The organism is Phocaeicola plebeius DSM 17135, assembly GCF_000187895.1.
GTDB lineage: Bacteria > Bacteroidota > Bacteroidia > Bacteroidales > Bacteroidaceae > Phocaeicola > Phocaeicola plebeius.
On sequence record NZ_DS990129.1, the window covers coordinates 57073 to 73775 of the forward strand.

Sequence of the window (16703 nt, forward strand, 5' to 3'; positions counted from 1 at the left end):
ATTAACTAAATCTTATCCAATCCCTTTGTAAACTTCAACCAATAATATTTCAAAGGATTCTTGTATTTCAGCTGTTTCCATGGACGACTTCCATGAGGACGATGCCAGACAGGCAAGACTGTAAACAAATAATTCTGGAACCCCTTCCTTAAAGCCTCATGAGAAATCGTTACATCATACCAATTCTTCGTAGCATCCAGTTGGTGAAAATCAAATTCTTTCAAGAACCTCAATGTCAACAGAGAGCAACAAAAACTACAATGTTTCTTTTCCGCATAGATTTTATTCTCATTTCCCTTGGCATGCAGATAAGGGTAATTTATTTCTCCAGATTCATCCGTAGTCACAGCTGCTGCAATAGCACAATCAGGGCGCGCCAAAGCTCCATCAAACAAATCTTGCAAGGTATTCTTTTTCACCACCACATCCGATTCTACAATCAACAAACCAGCTTCTGCCTCAATCGCTTCCTTCTGAGCCATCTGCAACACCAATAAATAATTAGGTGAAGGATGATCTGTCAAATCAGACAGATTAACTAATCGAAAGCCCAATTGCTTTGAACTTTCCTCCAGAATTTTTGTATTCTCCTCCGTACTAAAATCATTATATACCGTATAAGTATAAGGAACTTTTATCTCGGAATCCAAAATAGCTTTTACTGTTTCTAAAGTAAACTCTATAGAATCCTTAACCGGAGTAATGATATGCAGACTTTTCATGCTATTTATTCATTTACAGATTCTTATTTCATTAAATTCAATACTGTTTCTATGGTTTCATCCATATAGGCATAAGCGCCAACAATCAGATAATCATGCTGCTGTACCATAATTAATCCTATTTGGCAAAGATAGGAATAAAATAAGATTTACGATGCATTGTTTATGTTTTAGTATCGCATTTCACCAAAAGTATATACATTTGCAGATTCTAAAAAAGACTTTAGAACTGCATATAATAAAAATGAAAGTAATCGTAGACAACAAAATACCTTACATCCGCGAAGCCATCGAGCAACTGGCGGATGAAGTGGTCTATCTGCCTGGAAAAGCCTTCACACCGGAAGTTGTTAAAGACGCAGATGCCCTGATTATCCGCACACGGACAATCTGTAACCGGGAATTGCTGGAAGGAAGCAACGTACGGTTCATCGGGACAGCTACCATCGGCTTCGACCACATTGATACGGTATATTGCCAGCAAGCCGGGATTACCTGGAGCAATTGTCCCGGATGCAATGCAGGGGCTGTAGAACAATATCTTCACGCTGTGCTTCTGCTTCTTCAAAAAGAAAAGGGAATCAATCTCCAAGAATCTTGTTTGGGTATAATTGGTGTAGGGCATGTGGGAGAACGTATCCGGCAGATGGCACAACGTATCGGATTGAAGGTGCTGCTGAATGACCCTCCCCGGGCAGATCAAGGAGAAGAAGGCTTCTGTTCATTAGACATGCTGGCCGAACAATGTAACATCCTGACTTTTCATACACCTCTCATCCGGGAAGGAAAATACAAGACCTACCATCTGGCCGACAGTACTTTCTTTCAAAAACTACAACAGTCCCCTTATCTCATCAATACCTCACGCGGAGAAGTTGTAGATACAGAGGCACTGCTCACAGCAATGAATAAAGGTATTGTAAAGAGTGCCGTCATTGACGTATGGGAAAACGAACCACACATCAGTCAGGAGTTGCTCGACAAGGTATTTATCGGCACACCTCACATTGCCGGTTATTCAGCCGACGGAAAAGCCAATGCTACCCGCATGGTATTGGAAGCATTTTGCCATTTCTTCCATAAACAGGCTGATTTTCATATTACCCTCCCCGACAATCCGAATCAAACTTTGTCGCAGGACGAGAATGTAAGGGTACTTCAACTGTATAACCCGCACAAGGACTGCGAAGAATTACGTGCACACCCGGAGCTGTTTGAACAACTGCGCGGCGACTATCATTTACGAAGGGAATAAGGCATAAAAAAACAAGTTTGCGTGCACAGAATGTATAAAAATGTGCAAAGGAAAAGCATTTATTTGCCTGAATATTTGCTTAGAATCAGAAATATTTATTCCTTTGCAGCGAAAAATCAATAAATTACATTATTTATAAACTTAAAAAACTTAGAATTATGTCTGAAATCGCATCAAAAGTACAGAAAATTATCGTAGATAAATTGGGCGTAGAAGAATCAGAAGTAGTTGCAACTGCTAGCTTCACTAACGACCTGGGTGCTGACTCTTTGGATACTGTAGAATTGATCATGGAATTCGAAAAAGAATTCGGAATCTCTATTCCAGACGATCAGGCAGAAAAGATCCAGACTGTAGGTGACGCTATCTCTTACATCGAAGCTAACGCAAAATAATTTAATTCTACCTTTATGGAATTAAAAAGAGTAGTAGTAACAGGTCTTGGTGCGTTGACTCCAGTAGGTAACACTGTTCCGGAATTCTGGAACAACCTCCTGAACGGCGTCAGCGGAGCAGGACCTATTACTCATTTTGATGCGTCAAAATTTAAGACTCAGTTCGCTTGCGAAGTGAAGAACTTCAACGCTGCTGACCATATTGACCGTAAGGAAGCCCGTAAGATGGACCTTTACACTCAGTATGCCGTAGTTGCAGCTAAAGAAGCGGTAACTGATGCCGGTATCGACGTAGAAAAAGAAGATTTGAACAAAGTCGGAGTAATTCTCGGTGTCGGAATCGGAGGTATTCACACTTTCGAAGAAGAAGTCGCAGGTTACGAGAAAACAAAAGATGACCTCGGACCGAAATTCAATCCGTTCTTTATTCCGAAGATGATTGCAGATATTGCATCCGGACAGATTTCTATCATGTACGGCTTCCACGGACCTAACTTCACCACAACTTCTGCATGTGCTTCATCTTCTAACGCTATAGCTGATGCATTCAACTATATCCGTTTGGGAAAAGCCAACATCATTGTAACAGGTGGAGCCGAAGCAGCTATCTTCCCTGCAGGAGTAGGCGGCTTCAATGCCATGCATGCACTGTCTACACGCAATGACGACCCTGCACGTGCTTCACGTCCGTTCAGCGCCAGCCGCGATGGTTTCGTAATGGGCGAAGGTGCCGGATGTTTGATTCTTGAAGAACTGGAACACGCTAAAGCACGTGGTGCGAAGATATACGCAGAATTGGCCGGTACAGGTGCATCTGGCGACGCTTACCATTTAACAGCCTCTCATCCTGAAGGCCTGGGTGCGAAACTGGTTATGCAGAGCGCTCTGGAAGATGCCGGAATGAAACCGGAAGATATCGATTATATCAACGTACACGGAACTTCTACTCCGGTAGGCGACGTTTCTGAAGTAAAAGCCATCAAGGATTTGTTTGGCGAACATGCTTACAAACTGAACATCAGTTCTACCAAGTCTATGACTGGACACCTGTTGGGTGCAACCGGAGGTGTAGAAGCCATTGCTTGCGTACTGTCTGTAAAAAATGACATTGTACCTCCGACAATCAACCACGAAGAAGGTGACAACGATGAAAACATCGACTATAACCTGAACTTCACTTTCAATAAGGCACAGCAGCGTACTGTACGTGCTGCATTGAGCAACACATTCGGATTTGGTGGTCACAATGCATGTGTAATCATTAAAAAATACACTGAATAAACTGTGTTTAGCAATATACTAGATGAGATAAGACTTCTTTTTCGAAAGGATAAGGAGTCTTATCTTTGTTTTTATAAGATACTGGGATTTTATCCGCGAAACATCGAAATCTACCAGCAGGCCCTCCTGCACAAATCGTCTTCGGTAAAAGCTAAAGGCAGACTATTGAACAATGAACGCCTGGAGTTCTTAGGAGATGCCATACTGGATGCAGTAGTGGCCGACATTGTGTACAAACGGTTTGAGGGGAAGAGAGAGGGATTTCTGACCAATACACGTTCTAAAATCGTACAACGAGAAACATTGAACCAGATTGCCGTAAAAATCGGACTGGACAAGCTGATAAAATACACCACACGGCAGTCGTCACACAACAGCTATATGTGTGGAAATGCCTTTGAAGCGCTTGTGGGAGCCATTTATCTGGACCGTGGGTACGCCACCTGCAAGTTCTTCATGGAAGAGCGCATTATCAAGCCCTACCTGAATCTGGAGAAACTGTCGCGGAAGGAAGTCAACTTCAAGTCGAAACTGATTGAATGGGGACAGAAAAACAAGTTCCTCATTGAATTCAACCTACTGGAGCAGACGGTCGACGAGCAACAGAATCCTGTCTTTGAAACACAGGTCGTGGTAGAACAGATTCCCGCCGGGCAAGGTAAAGGATATTCCAAGAAAGAATCACAGCAGGAAGCTGCTCATGAAACCTTGAACAAGATCAAAAATGACCCGCAATTCATTGACGCGATTTTTGCAGAAAAAGCCGCACGAGAGCAAGCTGCTGTAGAAGAGAATCCGACTTCAACTGACGCAACCGATGCATTGACTACAGAAGCAGAAACTCTTCCCGCACAAGCAGACGAGCAGAACCCGGAATCTTTTGATACAGAAGTGAAAGAAGAAATTGCTGTTACTGAGAAGTACGATGACGTGGAGCGAATTATTGCCGAAGCAGAAGAAGCGGCATTCCAGCTTACAGAAGAGACAGGAACAGACAGTGAAGAAACAAAAATTACTACGTAGTAATCGCTTGATTACCACGTAGTAACTTCTAAATTACCTTATAGTAAATCCTCAACTACCCCGTAGTAATAGTTGAGGATTTTTTGTATGCCTTAGCTTGTTCCTTCCAAGAAACTCTTCAAGGAAGAAAGCTCTACATTTACCGTTCCTTTACAATGGAAGTCAGCGGGTGGCGATTACCCTTGATATTGGTCAGGAAGGCTTTTGCCGAACCAAAGTTCAGGTACATATCCAAACGCACCGGCAAGTGGTTACGGTCGTCTGTAATATAGAAGGTAATGACTTCTTTTTCCTTCTTTTCTTCTCCCACATATTCTACGAGCGAGAATACCAGACAACGATACGTCACCCCGTTTTCAGCCTTATAATTCTCCTTACGACGATAAATCAAGGTCTGTTTTTCCACTGCCCTTCCGGTAGCCATGGAGAAAAGAATCTTCTGTCCGGGCTTATACTCTGTAGGGTCATACGAACGGGCCTGCAAAAGGATACTCAACATATCGTACACACACACCGGCATCACATCGTGATGTTTGTCCGTATTACCGCGCAAAGTGCGCTGCTGGTCTACAATACACTTTCCGTTCTGGTAGCTGAATTTCACCTCATCTACCGTGTAGCGCTTTCCTTCCTCCGCTCCCTTACGGAAATACAGAGGAACCAGATCCTGCGAAGTGATGCAGGTCAGCGTGTCACGCATCTTGAAGAAGAAGTCAATCTTCTTGTTGGTGTACGACTGCAAGTCCGTTTTCAAACATGGACGACCGTTATAAGTCGTCTCGTTTACCGTCATCTTTGCCCATCCGGCATTAATCCAGACGAATTTCCAGTTAAACTTCAGCTCATAAGAGAGTGTTTCTCCTGGCTTGATTGCATCATTCACTGCACCACATTGTGCGCTGGCTGCCATTCCTCCTACCAGAAGGAAAAGGCAAAGAATCAGTTTCCTTATCATGTTCTTCCTAGTTTACGAGCCCGCTCCTTGTTGCGGTCTTTGATTTTTTTGGCCTCATCAGGCTTTTGTTTCTTTATCTCGTCCAACTTCTGCTTGTCAAGTGGCACAGCGTGTATGTCCCACGTTTCTTCAAACTCAAAGTTGGCTTTCATTTCCCATACTTTCGGGAAGTAGTACACTTCTTCCGGCTGACGTTTCTCTGCATAGTTACCGGTATCCCACACCCCGTTGTTATTGTCATCGTTGAACAGACGGATATAATATTTTGTGCTGGGCTGCAAGAAATAGAAGTCACACGTATTCTTGTCCGTTACCGGCTGTTGCCGCACTACTCCGTCACTGCTGTTCAGCAATTGTACCACGGCATGAGGTCCTGCCCCTACAATATTCAAATACAGCGTACCGTAATCTTCAAGGGTCTTCACCTTCAACTGGTTTTCCACCTTGTTGGTATAGAGCCCGTAAACACCCTTGATACCTAACGAGTCTATCTTGAGCTGATACTCCTGTCCTGGTTGCCAATCGGCCAAAATCTGATACTGACGGGGGGCTACGGAGTCTGCCATCAGAATAAACGGTATATCCTCCCACAACGAGTCTACCTTGACAGCCATGTGAATGGCCGCCGTATCAATATGTTCCACCGGCTCCTCAAATTTCAGCACAATGTTCCGGTTCAGGTCTAGACTGGAAGGTGCATCCACCGTCATTGCAAAGAATTTCGGTTGCGCTTTCAGTGTATCTCCCTTCTTTTCACGTTTTTTCCGCTCTTTTTCTTCCTTCTTCAGGGCTTCTTCGGCCAAAGCCATACGGCGTTTCTTGTCAATCTTGTTCACCATACGCAAGGTATCGGTCTTCGGCACAAGCTGTCCCAACGTATCCGTAGCCAGATAGTCCATCTGGAAGGTCAACGTATCACGTTCGCACATCACGGTATCCTTAATCCAGTAACGGATGGTATCGTTGCGCGGATTACTTTCAATGATAAATGCATCCTTCTCATCAAAATCCAGTCCTTTGATGGTAGGAAGCGTATCGGATTTCGCACTAAAATACAAAGAAAAACGGTTCAACTGTTCGCGCTCACTCTTCACCAGATACTGCATCGGGTTCTCTTCCTTGAACGAACGAAGAATCAGGTTATCGGGCAAGAAGCGTGTATAATGCACCTCGTAAATCGTATCATACGCCAATGTATCCAACTCATTCCATACGGTATCCTGACGCATAGCCGGACGCATGTCGGGCACGACCAGTGAATCCAGGAAAGCAACGGCTTCCGTCTTCGAATCAAAGAAATAGTTCTGGTTACCGTCCATCAAGGCATAAATGCGGTATTTTCCCGGAGCAACCCCACGAATGGTAAAACGTCCGCGGCTGTCAGTACGTGAAATACGGTCGAACGGAAGCTTCACGAATGCACTGTCTTCCAAATTCTTATGAAGCCCTACCTGAATACCCTTTACCGGTTCCAGATTTTCAGCTGCCAAGACTGTACCCGATACCTCCATCGTATCAATATGCTCGCCTGTAGAAAAAGCGTATGCAAAGTTGCCCAACGGATTATCTTCGTTATTGTCCACAATGGCATCACCAAAATCTATCGTATAAGTGGTATTTTCACGAAGAGTATCGAAAAATTCCACCAAGACCCGATGTCCGCTTACCTTCACTTCGGGTGCCTCATTCTGAGGAGGCGAAATAATCACCTTCTCCGATGCCTTGTCAAGCTTGATGTATTCATCGAATTCAATGGAAATTTTCTTACGCTTGTTGTTCGTGGCATTGGGTTCCGGCGTAGCACGCACAAACTTGGGCGGCGTTTCATCATACGGTCCCCCATCGGGCATACCCGTGCTCGCGCATGCATAAAACCCGATAATGACCAGCAACAAAGCAATATATTTAGGTATAGGTTTCATCTATATAGTTTAGTTATTCAGTTTCAACATTTCTTCAATATAGTCACGGCTGTTGCTCAGGCGCGGCACTTTGTGCTGGCCACCCAGCTTTCCTTTCTGCTTCAGCCAGTCATGGAACAATCCGGCGCGAGCCGTAATTACTTCCAGACGCTGTAAGGTAATATCCTTATGCCGTTTTGCCTCATAGTCTGAGTTAATTTCCTGTAAAGAGGTATCAAGCACCTGTGCAAACTTCTCCAGCGAATCCGGCATCACGCTGAATTCTATCAGCCACTGGTGACGACACTTGGCATTGGCATCCATAAAGACAGGAGCTGCCGTATATTCCAGTACCTGTGCACCGGTTTCCTTACAGGCTCTTTCCAGTCCTTTTTCTGCATTGTCTACCATCAGTTCCTCACCGAAAGCATTGATAAAGTGCTTAGTACGACCGGAGATAATAAACTTGTATGGGTCTTTCTGTGTGAATTTCACCGTATCCCCAATGATATATCTCCACAAGCCGCAGGAGGTACTGATTACTACCGCATAGTTACGTCCTACTTCCACGCCCCATAAAGGTACAATCGTAGGATTCGGCTTATCGATTTCCTCCAAAGGAATAAATTCATAGAACACGTCATAGTCAATCATCAGCAACATGGCCGGATCGTGCAAATCGCTTTGCAAGCCAAAGAAACCTTCACTGGCATTATACGTTTCCATGTAATGCATCTTGTCTGTAGGAATAAGCTGCTTGTACTGTTCACGATAAGGTGTGAAGCATACTCCTCCATGGAAGAAAACCTCCAGATTAGGCCATACCTCATTCAAATGCTTGGCTCCCGTTTTTTCCAGTACGCGGTTCAACACGGCCAGCATCCAGGAAGGAACTCCCGAAATATTGGTCACATTCTGATGAATCGTGGTACTGGCAATACGTTCTACCTTCTCTTCAAACTCACTCAACAGGGCAATCTCTTTCTTCGGCACCCGAATCAGGTTCACCAGCGGACTGATATTCTGAATCAGGATGGCCGACAAATCGCCCACCAAGCTATCCTTTACATTATAGTTCGGACTATGGCTTCCTCCCAATATCAAGCCCTTTCCCGAAAAGAAACGGCTTTCAGGATTTTCACGGAGATACAATGCAACCGCATCTATTCCTCCCCGATAATGAATCTCCTTCAATCCGTCGGGACTGACAGGAATAAACTTACTTTTATCATTAGTGGTTCCAGATGATTTGGCATACCAGATGACCTTCCCTGGCCAAAGCACATTTCTTTCACCGTGACGCATACGGTCCACATATCCCTTCACATCCTCGTACGTCTGTATCGGGACACGCTGAAAATCAGTATAATCCTGGATATGATTATAATCATACCGCATACCCCACTCTGTAGCGGAAGCTTTATGTATCAGTTTTCGGAATACACGAGCCTGAATTTCTTCGGCCTTTGTCCCATAAAGGTCGATTTCCTTCTGTCGGGGGACAAATATTTTTCCTATTAACTTGGTTGAATTCATTGGTTTCTAAATTTCAAATCCTTATATGTGATGCTTGCAAAGGTAGATTTTTTCTGCCTAATTCAGCAGAGAGGAACATTATTTTTTCCTCCTTCATGACAAATATACAGTTTTTTCTTACCTTTACCACACAATCTATTAATACAGCAAAACATGAAGATAGGAATCTTGACTTCAGGAGGCGACTGTCCGGGAATCAATGCCACCATTCGAGGGGTATGCAAGACAGCCATCAACCATTACGGGATGGAGGTTTATGGAATTCATAGTGGTTTTCGGGGACTGCTGGACAATGACATTGTTCCGCTGGACGAAAGCTCACTGACAGGACTTCTCAATTTGGGAGGAACCATCCTTGGTACTTCACGCGAAAAACCGTTCAAAAGAAAAGCGGGTGCCGTATCAGAGAACAAACCTGCCATCATGCTTCAGACCATCCGCGAACGCGGCCTGGACTGCATCGTGTGCATCGGAGGAAACGGTACGCAAAAAACAGCAGCGAAACTGGCCGAAGCGGGAGTAAATGTGGTAAGCATTCCCAAAACCATCGACAATGACGTGTGGGGAACCGACGTTTCTTTTGGTTTCGATTCGGCCGTAACGATAGCCACCGATGCCATTGACCGCCTGCATTCCACTGCCAGTGCCCACCAGCGTGTCATGGTCATTGAAGTCATGGGCCACAAGGCGGGATGGATTGCCCTTCATTCCGGTATGGCGGGAGGAGGCGACATTATCCTGCTTCCTGAAATTCCTTTCGACATTCACCGTATCGGCGACGCCATTATCAACCGCCTGAAAAAAGGAAAACCTTACTCCATCGTAGTGGTAGCAGAAGGCATTCCTACTATCGGAGGAAAAAAGGCCGCACAATACATTGCCGAGGAAATAGAATATGAAACCGGATTTGAGACCCGTGAAACTGTATTGGGATACATCCAACGCGGAGGAAGTCCTACTGCCTACGACCGCAACCTGGCTACCCGTATGGGAGGGCATGCTACCGAATTGATTGCCCAAGGAATGTTTGGCCGGATGGTAGCACTGAAAGGTAATACCATCGAGTCTGTTCCACTGAGTGAGGTGGCAGGCAAGTTGAAACTGGTTACGGAAGACCATGACCTGATTGTGCAGGGACGCCGCATGGGTATTTGTTTCGGATAAACCATAGCAGATTATAAATCAACAACTTACACAATCGCTTTCAAATATCCTTACATTTCAACTAAAACACAAGGACATTTAAAGAAAAACGCCTTTACGTTTTATTCAAAACTCTTCGACGTTTTATTTTAAACGGCAAAGAGTTTTCGATTAAACGCAAAGGCGTTTTTTTATCCTGGCTTTTCTAAGCCGATACATAGCCCAATTTTATTGTCTACATATACCACAATTAGCGAATCACCACATAGATAAATAATCAAATTATTTACTATTTTTCATTTATTAATAAAAAAGATTTTTTTCGTTCATCACATTAATATACTTTTGCGACGAACTAAACAGTAAAAACTAAGATTTAATACTAACTATACTATTAACGAAAAAAATTATATAACCTAACCTTGTAACCTAAAAACAACCAAAACTAAACTTTAAAACTTTCATTTTCAAGATTTTACGCTATATCCCTTCACAGGGATTACTATCTACATTAATAACCTTAATTCCTATTCAAACATGCAAAAAGGAAAAACAAGCAAGTTTGTCCCCAAACTTGGACTGGTATTGTGGATGTTTCCACTTTCCTCCTGGGCTATTTCAGGTACGATTCCTGAAGCTAACTCCGCCCTGACATCGTATGCTCATGAAGCCAGAGAAATTGATGCAATTGCGCAAAGTGCCAAAAAACGAACCGTCACAGGTACAATTACCGATGCCTCGGACGGAACTCCTATCATTGGAGCAAACATTGTTGTAAAAGGAAGCCAAACGGGAGTCATCTCAGACCTTGACGGTAACTATTCAATAGAAGTTACAGGAGGAAACCAGCAATACTCCTCTCCAATCTATCATGCGGAGAAACCATTCTCTCATTTCCGCTTTGCCGTACTAGAAAGTGCAGCAGGTTCTATGACCAACGGAAATGCATGGTTTAACCTTGGAGAACTTGTATTATACGGAAACTAATGCTACATTTACAACGAGAGGAAAATGTTTTCCTCTCGTTGCCACTCAAATCTAAATTTCTATGAACAAAAATCTTTTTAGTTTTACACTGATTGGCCTGTTATGTCTTATTTTCTCCTCCTCTGGATGCAAAGACAAAGAAACATTGAAAAACGGGACCTTTGCTATTGAAGAAACAGATCTCACCAAAGAGTTCGGCAGTGCCGCTGAAACCATCTTCATTCCCATAAAGACCACCCTCTCACTCAGTGAATGGAAAGCAGAAACAGATGCCGACTGGCTTTATGTATCTACGCAAGAGGAAAAAGAAAACGGTGCACAAATCAAGCTGGCCGTTACTGCCAACACCTCTAGCGAACGCAGAAATGCGGTAGTCAAAGTATTGTCTCCCATTCAGAATTATGTTATCAATGTCACGCAATATGCCTCTTCCGACATTGTCATTAGTGAAGACATCAAGGTTATTCCTTCAGGAGGAAAAGCCAGCGAATTCCAGCCGGGACAAGGTATTGAAAATACCTGGGATGGCAAATTCTCGGCTGATGGGGCCAATCCTTATCATTCAATTTGGGGACAGTCGGCTAATTTCCCAGTCACATTGGAATATTACTTCCAGGGAGGTGCTGATATTGACTACCTGATTTATTACACTCGTGCCGGAAATGGAAATTTTGGAGAACTCGACCTGCTGATTGCTACAGATGAAGGACATTCCAATTGGACAAAATATGGCACATACAATTTCCGTATGCAGAATGCTCCTTCAAAGATTTCTTTCAAGACTACCCAAAAAGTAACCGGTATCAAGTTTGAAGTGAAATCGGGTGCAGGTAACTTCGTAAGCTGCGATGAAATGGAGTTCTACCGCTATAATCAGGAAAACACATTGGAAAATACCTTGCTCACCGTCTTCAGTGACGTTACTTGCAGTGCGCTGAAAGAAGGAGTTACCGACGAACAAATCAATGCGCTTCCCGATTATTTTGTCCGTCTGGCCAAAGCATTACAGAATAATACGTACGACCCACACGAAAAGGAATTCCGTATCCGGGAATATGCTCCTTATAGTATTCCGGAAGAATGGGCTACTAAATTAATGACCAAGAAATACAGTAACCTGGACAACCCGACTGGCATCTCGGTTCAGCAAGGAGATGAAATCATCGTACTGGTAGGCGACACTCACGGACAGCAAATATCGCTACAAAGCATCTGGGAAAGCGGAGAAGAATATAAACAGACCAACGTAAGCGGTGAAGTGTATTTCTTATCTCCGGGAATCAACAAACTGACCATGCGCAAAGAAGGCCAGCTGTTTGTGATGTACAACACCGACCTGACCTCTCCCGATGCCCAGCCCGTTAAAATCCATATCCCAATGGGAAGCGGAAAAGTCACCGGATTCTTCGACCTGAAAGAACATAAGACCGATGAAAAATATGCGGAATTACTGAAAAAAGCAACGCATAAATATTTCTGCGTACGTGGCGAACGTATCATGTTCTATTTCCACACAGCCAAGATGCAGGAGTTTGTGCCCAACCAGATACTATCGGCCATCAACTTATGGGATGACATTATCGGATGGGAACAAGAGCTGATGGGTATTGAAGATGTACGTCCTTCACAAGTCAACAACCATATTTTTGCCATCTCGCCGGAAGGAAGTTACATGTGGGCTACAGACTATTGCATCGGCTTCGTATACACCTACCTGAACAATATCCTGCTGAAAGAAAATGTAATGGCCAACAAGGACAATGCCTGGGGCCCCGCACATGAAATCGGCCACATCCATCAGGCTGCTATCAACTGGCCGGGCAGTACGGAATCATCGAACAATCTGTTCTCTAACTACATTCTGTACAAACTGGGGAAATATTGCTCCAGAGGAAGTGAACTGAATGATTTGGCAGATTCCCGTTTCGTACGCAAAAAAGCGTGGTATAATATGGGAGATGCCACCCATCAGGGAGAAGACACAGAAATACACATGCGCATGAACTGGCAGTTGTGGAATTACTACCATCGTTGCGGACATAATCCTAAGTTCTGGCAGACATTATTCAAATTGCTGCGTGAAGACCGGATTACCGAGAGTGACCCAGGAGGTGCACAACTCAAATTTGCCATGAAAGCCAGTGAAGCTGCCGGAGAAGATTTGACTGACTTCTTCGATTTGTGGGGTTTCTTTATCCCAGGAGAAGACACGATTGAACAGTACGGTACCTGGAAATATAAGGTAACGGAAGAAATGATTCAGGAAGCCAAGACTTTCATGAAAAAATTCCCGAAACCCAAACATGCTTTCCAGTATATTGAAGACCGTAAGGCAGGAGATACCGGACTTGACACGAAACCTTCGGACACCGGATATTACACACAGTTTGAAGGAGAGGTAAAAGCCGTCAGTCCGAACATAGCCTATACAGTTTCCGGACGGAAATATACCGTTGAGAATGGAGAAAATGCCGTAGCATTTGAATTACGTAAAAACAGTGCAGAAGGAGAACAGGTATACTTCTTCAACATGTTCAGCTATGATATCCCAGCAGGAGTGGAACTGGGAAATGCCAAACTTTACGCCGTACAGGCAGACGGGAAACGCATTGAAATTCCTGTGAAAAAATAACACAGATATACTACAAGAAAAGGGGTGCCGGAACAACCGGTACCCCTTCTTTTTTATAAGAGTCACTATTCGATTACTTGTTTAATTTCCAAGTGAAACCATCCTTGGTGTCTTTCACTTCAAATCCCAAAGCAGCCAGGTTGTCACGAATCTTATCGCTTGTAGCCCAGTCTTTGTTGGCCTTAGCCTGCATACGCTGTTCCAACAGCATGTCAACCACCTTTCCGTAAGCTTCTTCACGTGCTGCATTGTTTTCAGCTTCCGCTTTCAGACCAAGAATATCGAACACGAACAGATGGAACACACTCTTCAGTTCTTCCAAATCTTCGGCGCTGATGGCAGCCTTCTTGTCAATTACCGTATTAATCATACGGGTTGCATCAAACAGATGAGAAATAACAATCGGTGTATTCAAATCGTCGTTCATAGCCTCGTAGCATTTCTCACGCAGGCCTTTCGGTTCGATGCCTGAAGTAGCTTTCGCCGGAGTGATGCGATCCAGATTCTTCACACCTTCCAACAGACGTTCCAAGCCCTTTTCAGCAGCCTGCAGCGCTTCGTTACTGAAGTCCACTGTACTACGATAGTGTGCCTGAAGGATGAAGAAACGGATGGTCATCGGTGAATAAGCCTGTGTCAGCAACTTGTTAGAGCCTGTAAAGAACTCATCCAGGGTGATAAAGTTACCCAATGACTTACCCATCTTCTGTCCGTTGATAGTAATCATGTTATTGTGCATCCAGTAACGTACCATCTGATGACCTTCTGAAGCCACAGCCTGTGCAATTTCACATTCATGATGCGGGAACACCAGGTCCATTCCTCCTCCGTGAATATCGAAAGTTTCACCTAAATATTTGCGTCCCATAGCGGTACACTCGCAATGCCAGCCCGGAAAACCGTTACTCCATGGTGACGGCCAGCGCATGATGTGTTCCGGCTGTGCACACTTCCACAAAGCAAAATCGGCCGGATTGTGCTTTTCATCTTGTCCGTCGAGTTCACGGGTCGTATTCAGCACATCATCCAGGTTACGTCCTGACAACACACCATAGTGATGATCTTTGTTGTACTTCGCTACATCAAAATACACAGAGCCCTTGCTTTCGTATGCATATCCGTTTTTCAGAATCTCTTCCACCAGCTTAATCTGCTCGATGATGTGTCCGGATGCATGCGGCTCGATGCTGGGCGGCAACACGTTCAATGCTTCCATTGCCTTGTGGTAACGCAACAGATAATACTGTACCACTTCCATCGGTTCCAGCTGTTCCAGACGTGCTTTCTTGGCAATCTTGTCTTCACCATCATCTGCATCATGCTCCAGATGGCCCACATCTGTAATATTACGCACATAACGCACCTTATAGCCCAAATGAGTCAGGTAGCGGAACACAATGTCAAACGTAATGGCAGGACGCGCATGTCCCAAATGTCCGTCACCGTATACGGTAGGACCACACACATACATGCCCACATGAGGAGCATGCAAAGGCACGAACAGTTCCTTCTTGCGGGTCAGTGTATTGTAAATAAAAAGTTGATTATTCTCCATAATTCAATGAGTTAGGATGCAAAGTTATAAATTTAAAAGAGAAAAGCGTGATTTCCACTAAAAAATCACGCTTTTTCTCTTTTGAAAACTCCTCAAATTATTTTGTCAGAATAATACCTCCCTCCGGCTGAATTACGACTTTCACTTCTGCCGGATTCTTGATTTTCAGTTCCTCCAGCTGCGGCTGACGTTTCTTGTCGTCCAGATAATAGGAAACCGTTTCGCCTTTCTCCCACATCGGCAGGTTCAGGCTTAGCTTCAATGGTTCTTTCTGCGCATTTACACCCACTACATACCAGCGGTCGCCATGACGGCGGGCCAGCACACAGTATTTGCCCGGATAACCATCAAGGAACACCGTTTCATCCCACGTAGTAGGTACCTGCTTCATAAAATCAATAGCCAGTGCCGGTGCATCCGTCAGGTTGTTCGGAGCCAGCGCAAAGTTCTGAATCGGATTCTGATACAGCACTGCCGTAGCCAGCTGGAACACGTCCGTCGTCTTACGGATGGTACCTCCGTCATTCGTACGGTTGTGACGCTTGTTCAGCAGCGTACCGCCAAACTCCATACAGCCGATGGTATTGCGGATAAACGGATGCAGGCAGGCATTGTAAGCCTCCATATCATCAAAGTGCTGGTTGAATATCAGGTTTTCAGAAGCAAGTACCGCCTCACTGCCCACATAGTTCGGATACATGCGTTCCCAACCGCGGGGAATGGTACAGCCATGGAAGATTATCATCAGGCCATATTCATTGGCATCGGTCAGGATGTCTTCGTACAAGCCCATCATCTGCTGCTTGTCACTGCCGAAGAAATCCACCTTCAATCCCTTCACGCCGCACTTCTGCAACCATTTCATCTCTTTCTTGCGGGCTACCGAGTTGCTCATGCACTGCTTGGCATCCTGCGGAGCGTCGTTCCAGTAACCGTTGGAGTTGTACCACACGAATACATCCACGTTCTTCTGGTGAGCGTACTTGAACAGCTCTTCCATGCGGTCGCGGCCGATGTTCTTTTCCCAGCCTCCGTCAATCAGCGTATATTCATAACCCATTTCACTGGCCAGGTCAATGAAACGAATCTGGTCATCGTAGTTGATACTCGGATCCTGCCACATAATCCAGCTCCAGGTAGAACGACCGAACTTGTATTCCTGCGAAGGCTCATACAGCGGTTCCACCACATCAAACGGGACGGTAGTCTCCACTATCGGCTTCAGTCCGCTGCCCACCGTAATCGTACGCCACGGAGTAGCACCCGGAAGGGCCAGTCCCGGAGTAGAAGAACCCAGACCGTTCATCTCGCCCGGATT

The 16703-nt window shown here is 44.7% G+C and carries 13 protein-coding genes; 7 read left to right on the top strand and 6 right to left on the bottom strand.

The window, feature by feature from the left end; translation table 11 throughout:
• Positions 1 to 5 precede the first annotated feature (5 nt).
• Positions 6 to 722 (bottom strand): glycosyltransferase family protein, encoded by a 717-nt coding sequence (locus BACPLE_RS08110; RefSeq protein WP_007560719.1) that lies wholly within the window; start codon positions 720 to 722, stop codon positions 6 to 8.
• A gap of 244 nt (positions 723 to 966) precedes the next feature.
• Between BACPLE_RS08110 and pdxB the strand changes: the two genes are divergently transcribed.
• From pdxB to rnc, 4 genes are all read left to right on the top strand, one after another.
• Positions 967 to 1977 carry a 4-phosphoerythronate dehydrogenase PdxB gene (gene pdxB / locus BACPLE_RS08115; RefSeq protein ID WP_040312708.1) on the top strand — a complete coding sequence of 337 codons (1011 nt, stop codon included), beginning with the start codon at positions 967 to 969 and terminating at the stop codon, positions 1975 to 1977.
• A gap of 158 nt (positions 1978 to 2135) precedes the next feature.
• On the top strand, positions 2136 to 2372 hold the full coding sequence (locus tag BACPLE_RS08120) for an acyl carrier protein (RefSeq protein ID WP_007560723.1): 237 nt from the start codon (positions 2136 to 2138) through the stop codon (positions 2370 to 2372).
• Positions 2373 to 2387: 15 nt separating this feature from the next.
• Positions 2388 to 3653, top strand: coding sequence for a beta-ketoacyl-ACP synthase II (gene fabF, locus BACPLE_RS08125; RefSeq protein ID WP_007560725.1), 1266 nt, complete (start codon positions 2388 to 2390; stop codon positions 3651 to 3653).
• A 3-nt stretch (positions 3654 to 3656) separates the two neighbouring features.
• Entirely contained in the window at positions 3657 to 4676 is a 1020-nt protein-coding gene (gene rnc / locus BACPLE_RS08130) for a ribonuclease III (protein ID WP_007560727.1), read from the top strand.
• Positions 4677 to 4815: 139 nt separating this feature from the next.
• Here the strand turns inward: rnc and BACPLE_RS08135 are convergent, their stop codons facing one another.
• The 3 genes from BACPLE_RS08135 to BACPLE_RS08145 are packed head-to-tail and all read right to left on the bottom strand — an operon-like array spanning position 4816 to position 9068.
• Positions 4816 to 5631 (bottom strand): DUF3108 domain-containing protein, encoded by an 816-nt coding sequence (locus BACPLE_RS08135; RefSeq protein WP_007560729.1) that lies wholly within the window; start codon positions 5629 to 5631, stop codon positions 4816 to 4818.
• Entirely contained in the window at positions 5628 to 7553 is a 1926-nt protein-coding gene (locus BACPLE_RS08140) for an Ig-like domain-containing domain (protein ID WP_007560732.1), read from the bottom strand. The genes BACPLE_RS08135 and BACPLE_RS08140 overlap by 4 nt, the downstream gene beginning before the upstream one ends.
• Positions 7554 to 7562: 9 nt before the next feature.
• Positions 7563 to 9068: a GH3 auxin-responsive promoter family protein gene (locus BACPLE_RS08145; protein WP_007560734.1), complete on the bottom strand. Its 1506-nt coding sequence runs from the start codon at positions 9066 to 9068 to the stop codon at positions 7563 to 7565.
• A 153-nt stretch (positions 9069 to 9221) separates the two neighbouring features.
• Here BACPLE_RS08145 and BACPLE_RS08150 point away from each other — a divergent pair, with 153 nt between their 5' ends.
• The 3 genes from BACPLE_RS08150 to BACPLE_RS08160 all read left to right on the top strand — a co-directional run bounded on the left by BACPLE_RS08150 (position 9222) and on the right by BACPLE_RS08160 (position 13830).
• Positions 9222 to 10232, top strand: coding sequence for an ATP-dependent 6-phosphofructokinase (locus BACPLE_RS08150; protein WP_007560735.1), 1011 nt, complete (start codon positions 9222 to 9224; stop codon positions 10230 to 10232).
• 516 nt (positions 10233 to 10748) lie between these two features.
• A complete protein-coding gene (locus BACPLE_RS08155; RefSeq protein ID WP_007560737.1) occupies positions 10749 to 11198 on the top strand; it encodes a carboxypeptidase-like regulatory domain-containing protein in 450 nt (149 codons plus the stop codon).
• 61 nt (positions 11199 to 11259) lie between these two features.
• Positions 11260 to 13830, top strand: a complete 2571-nt coding sequence (locus tag BACPLE_RS08160; protein WP_007560739.1) for a M60 family metallopeptidase — start codon at positions 11260 to 11262, stop codon at positions 13828 to 13830.
• Between the two features lie 73 nt (positions 13831 to 13903).
• Here the strand turns inward: BACPLE_RS08160 and cysS are convergent, their stop codons facing one another.
• Complete coding sequence (cysS, locus tag BACPLE_RS08165; protein ID WP_007560741.1) at positions 13904 to 15385, bottom strand: cysteine--tRNA ligase; 1482 nt, start codon at positions 15383 to 15385, stop codon at positions 13904 to 13906.
• A 97-nt stretch (positions 15386 to 15482) separates the two neighbouring features.
• On the bottom strand, positions 15483 to 16703 hold a 1221-nt coding region (locus tag BACPLE_RS08170; RefSeq protein ID WP_007560742.1), incomplete at its 5' end, for a glycoside hydrolase family 97 catalytic domain-containing protein.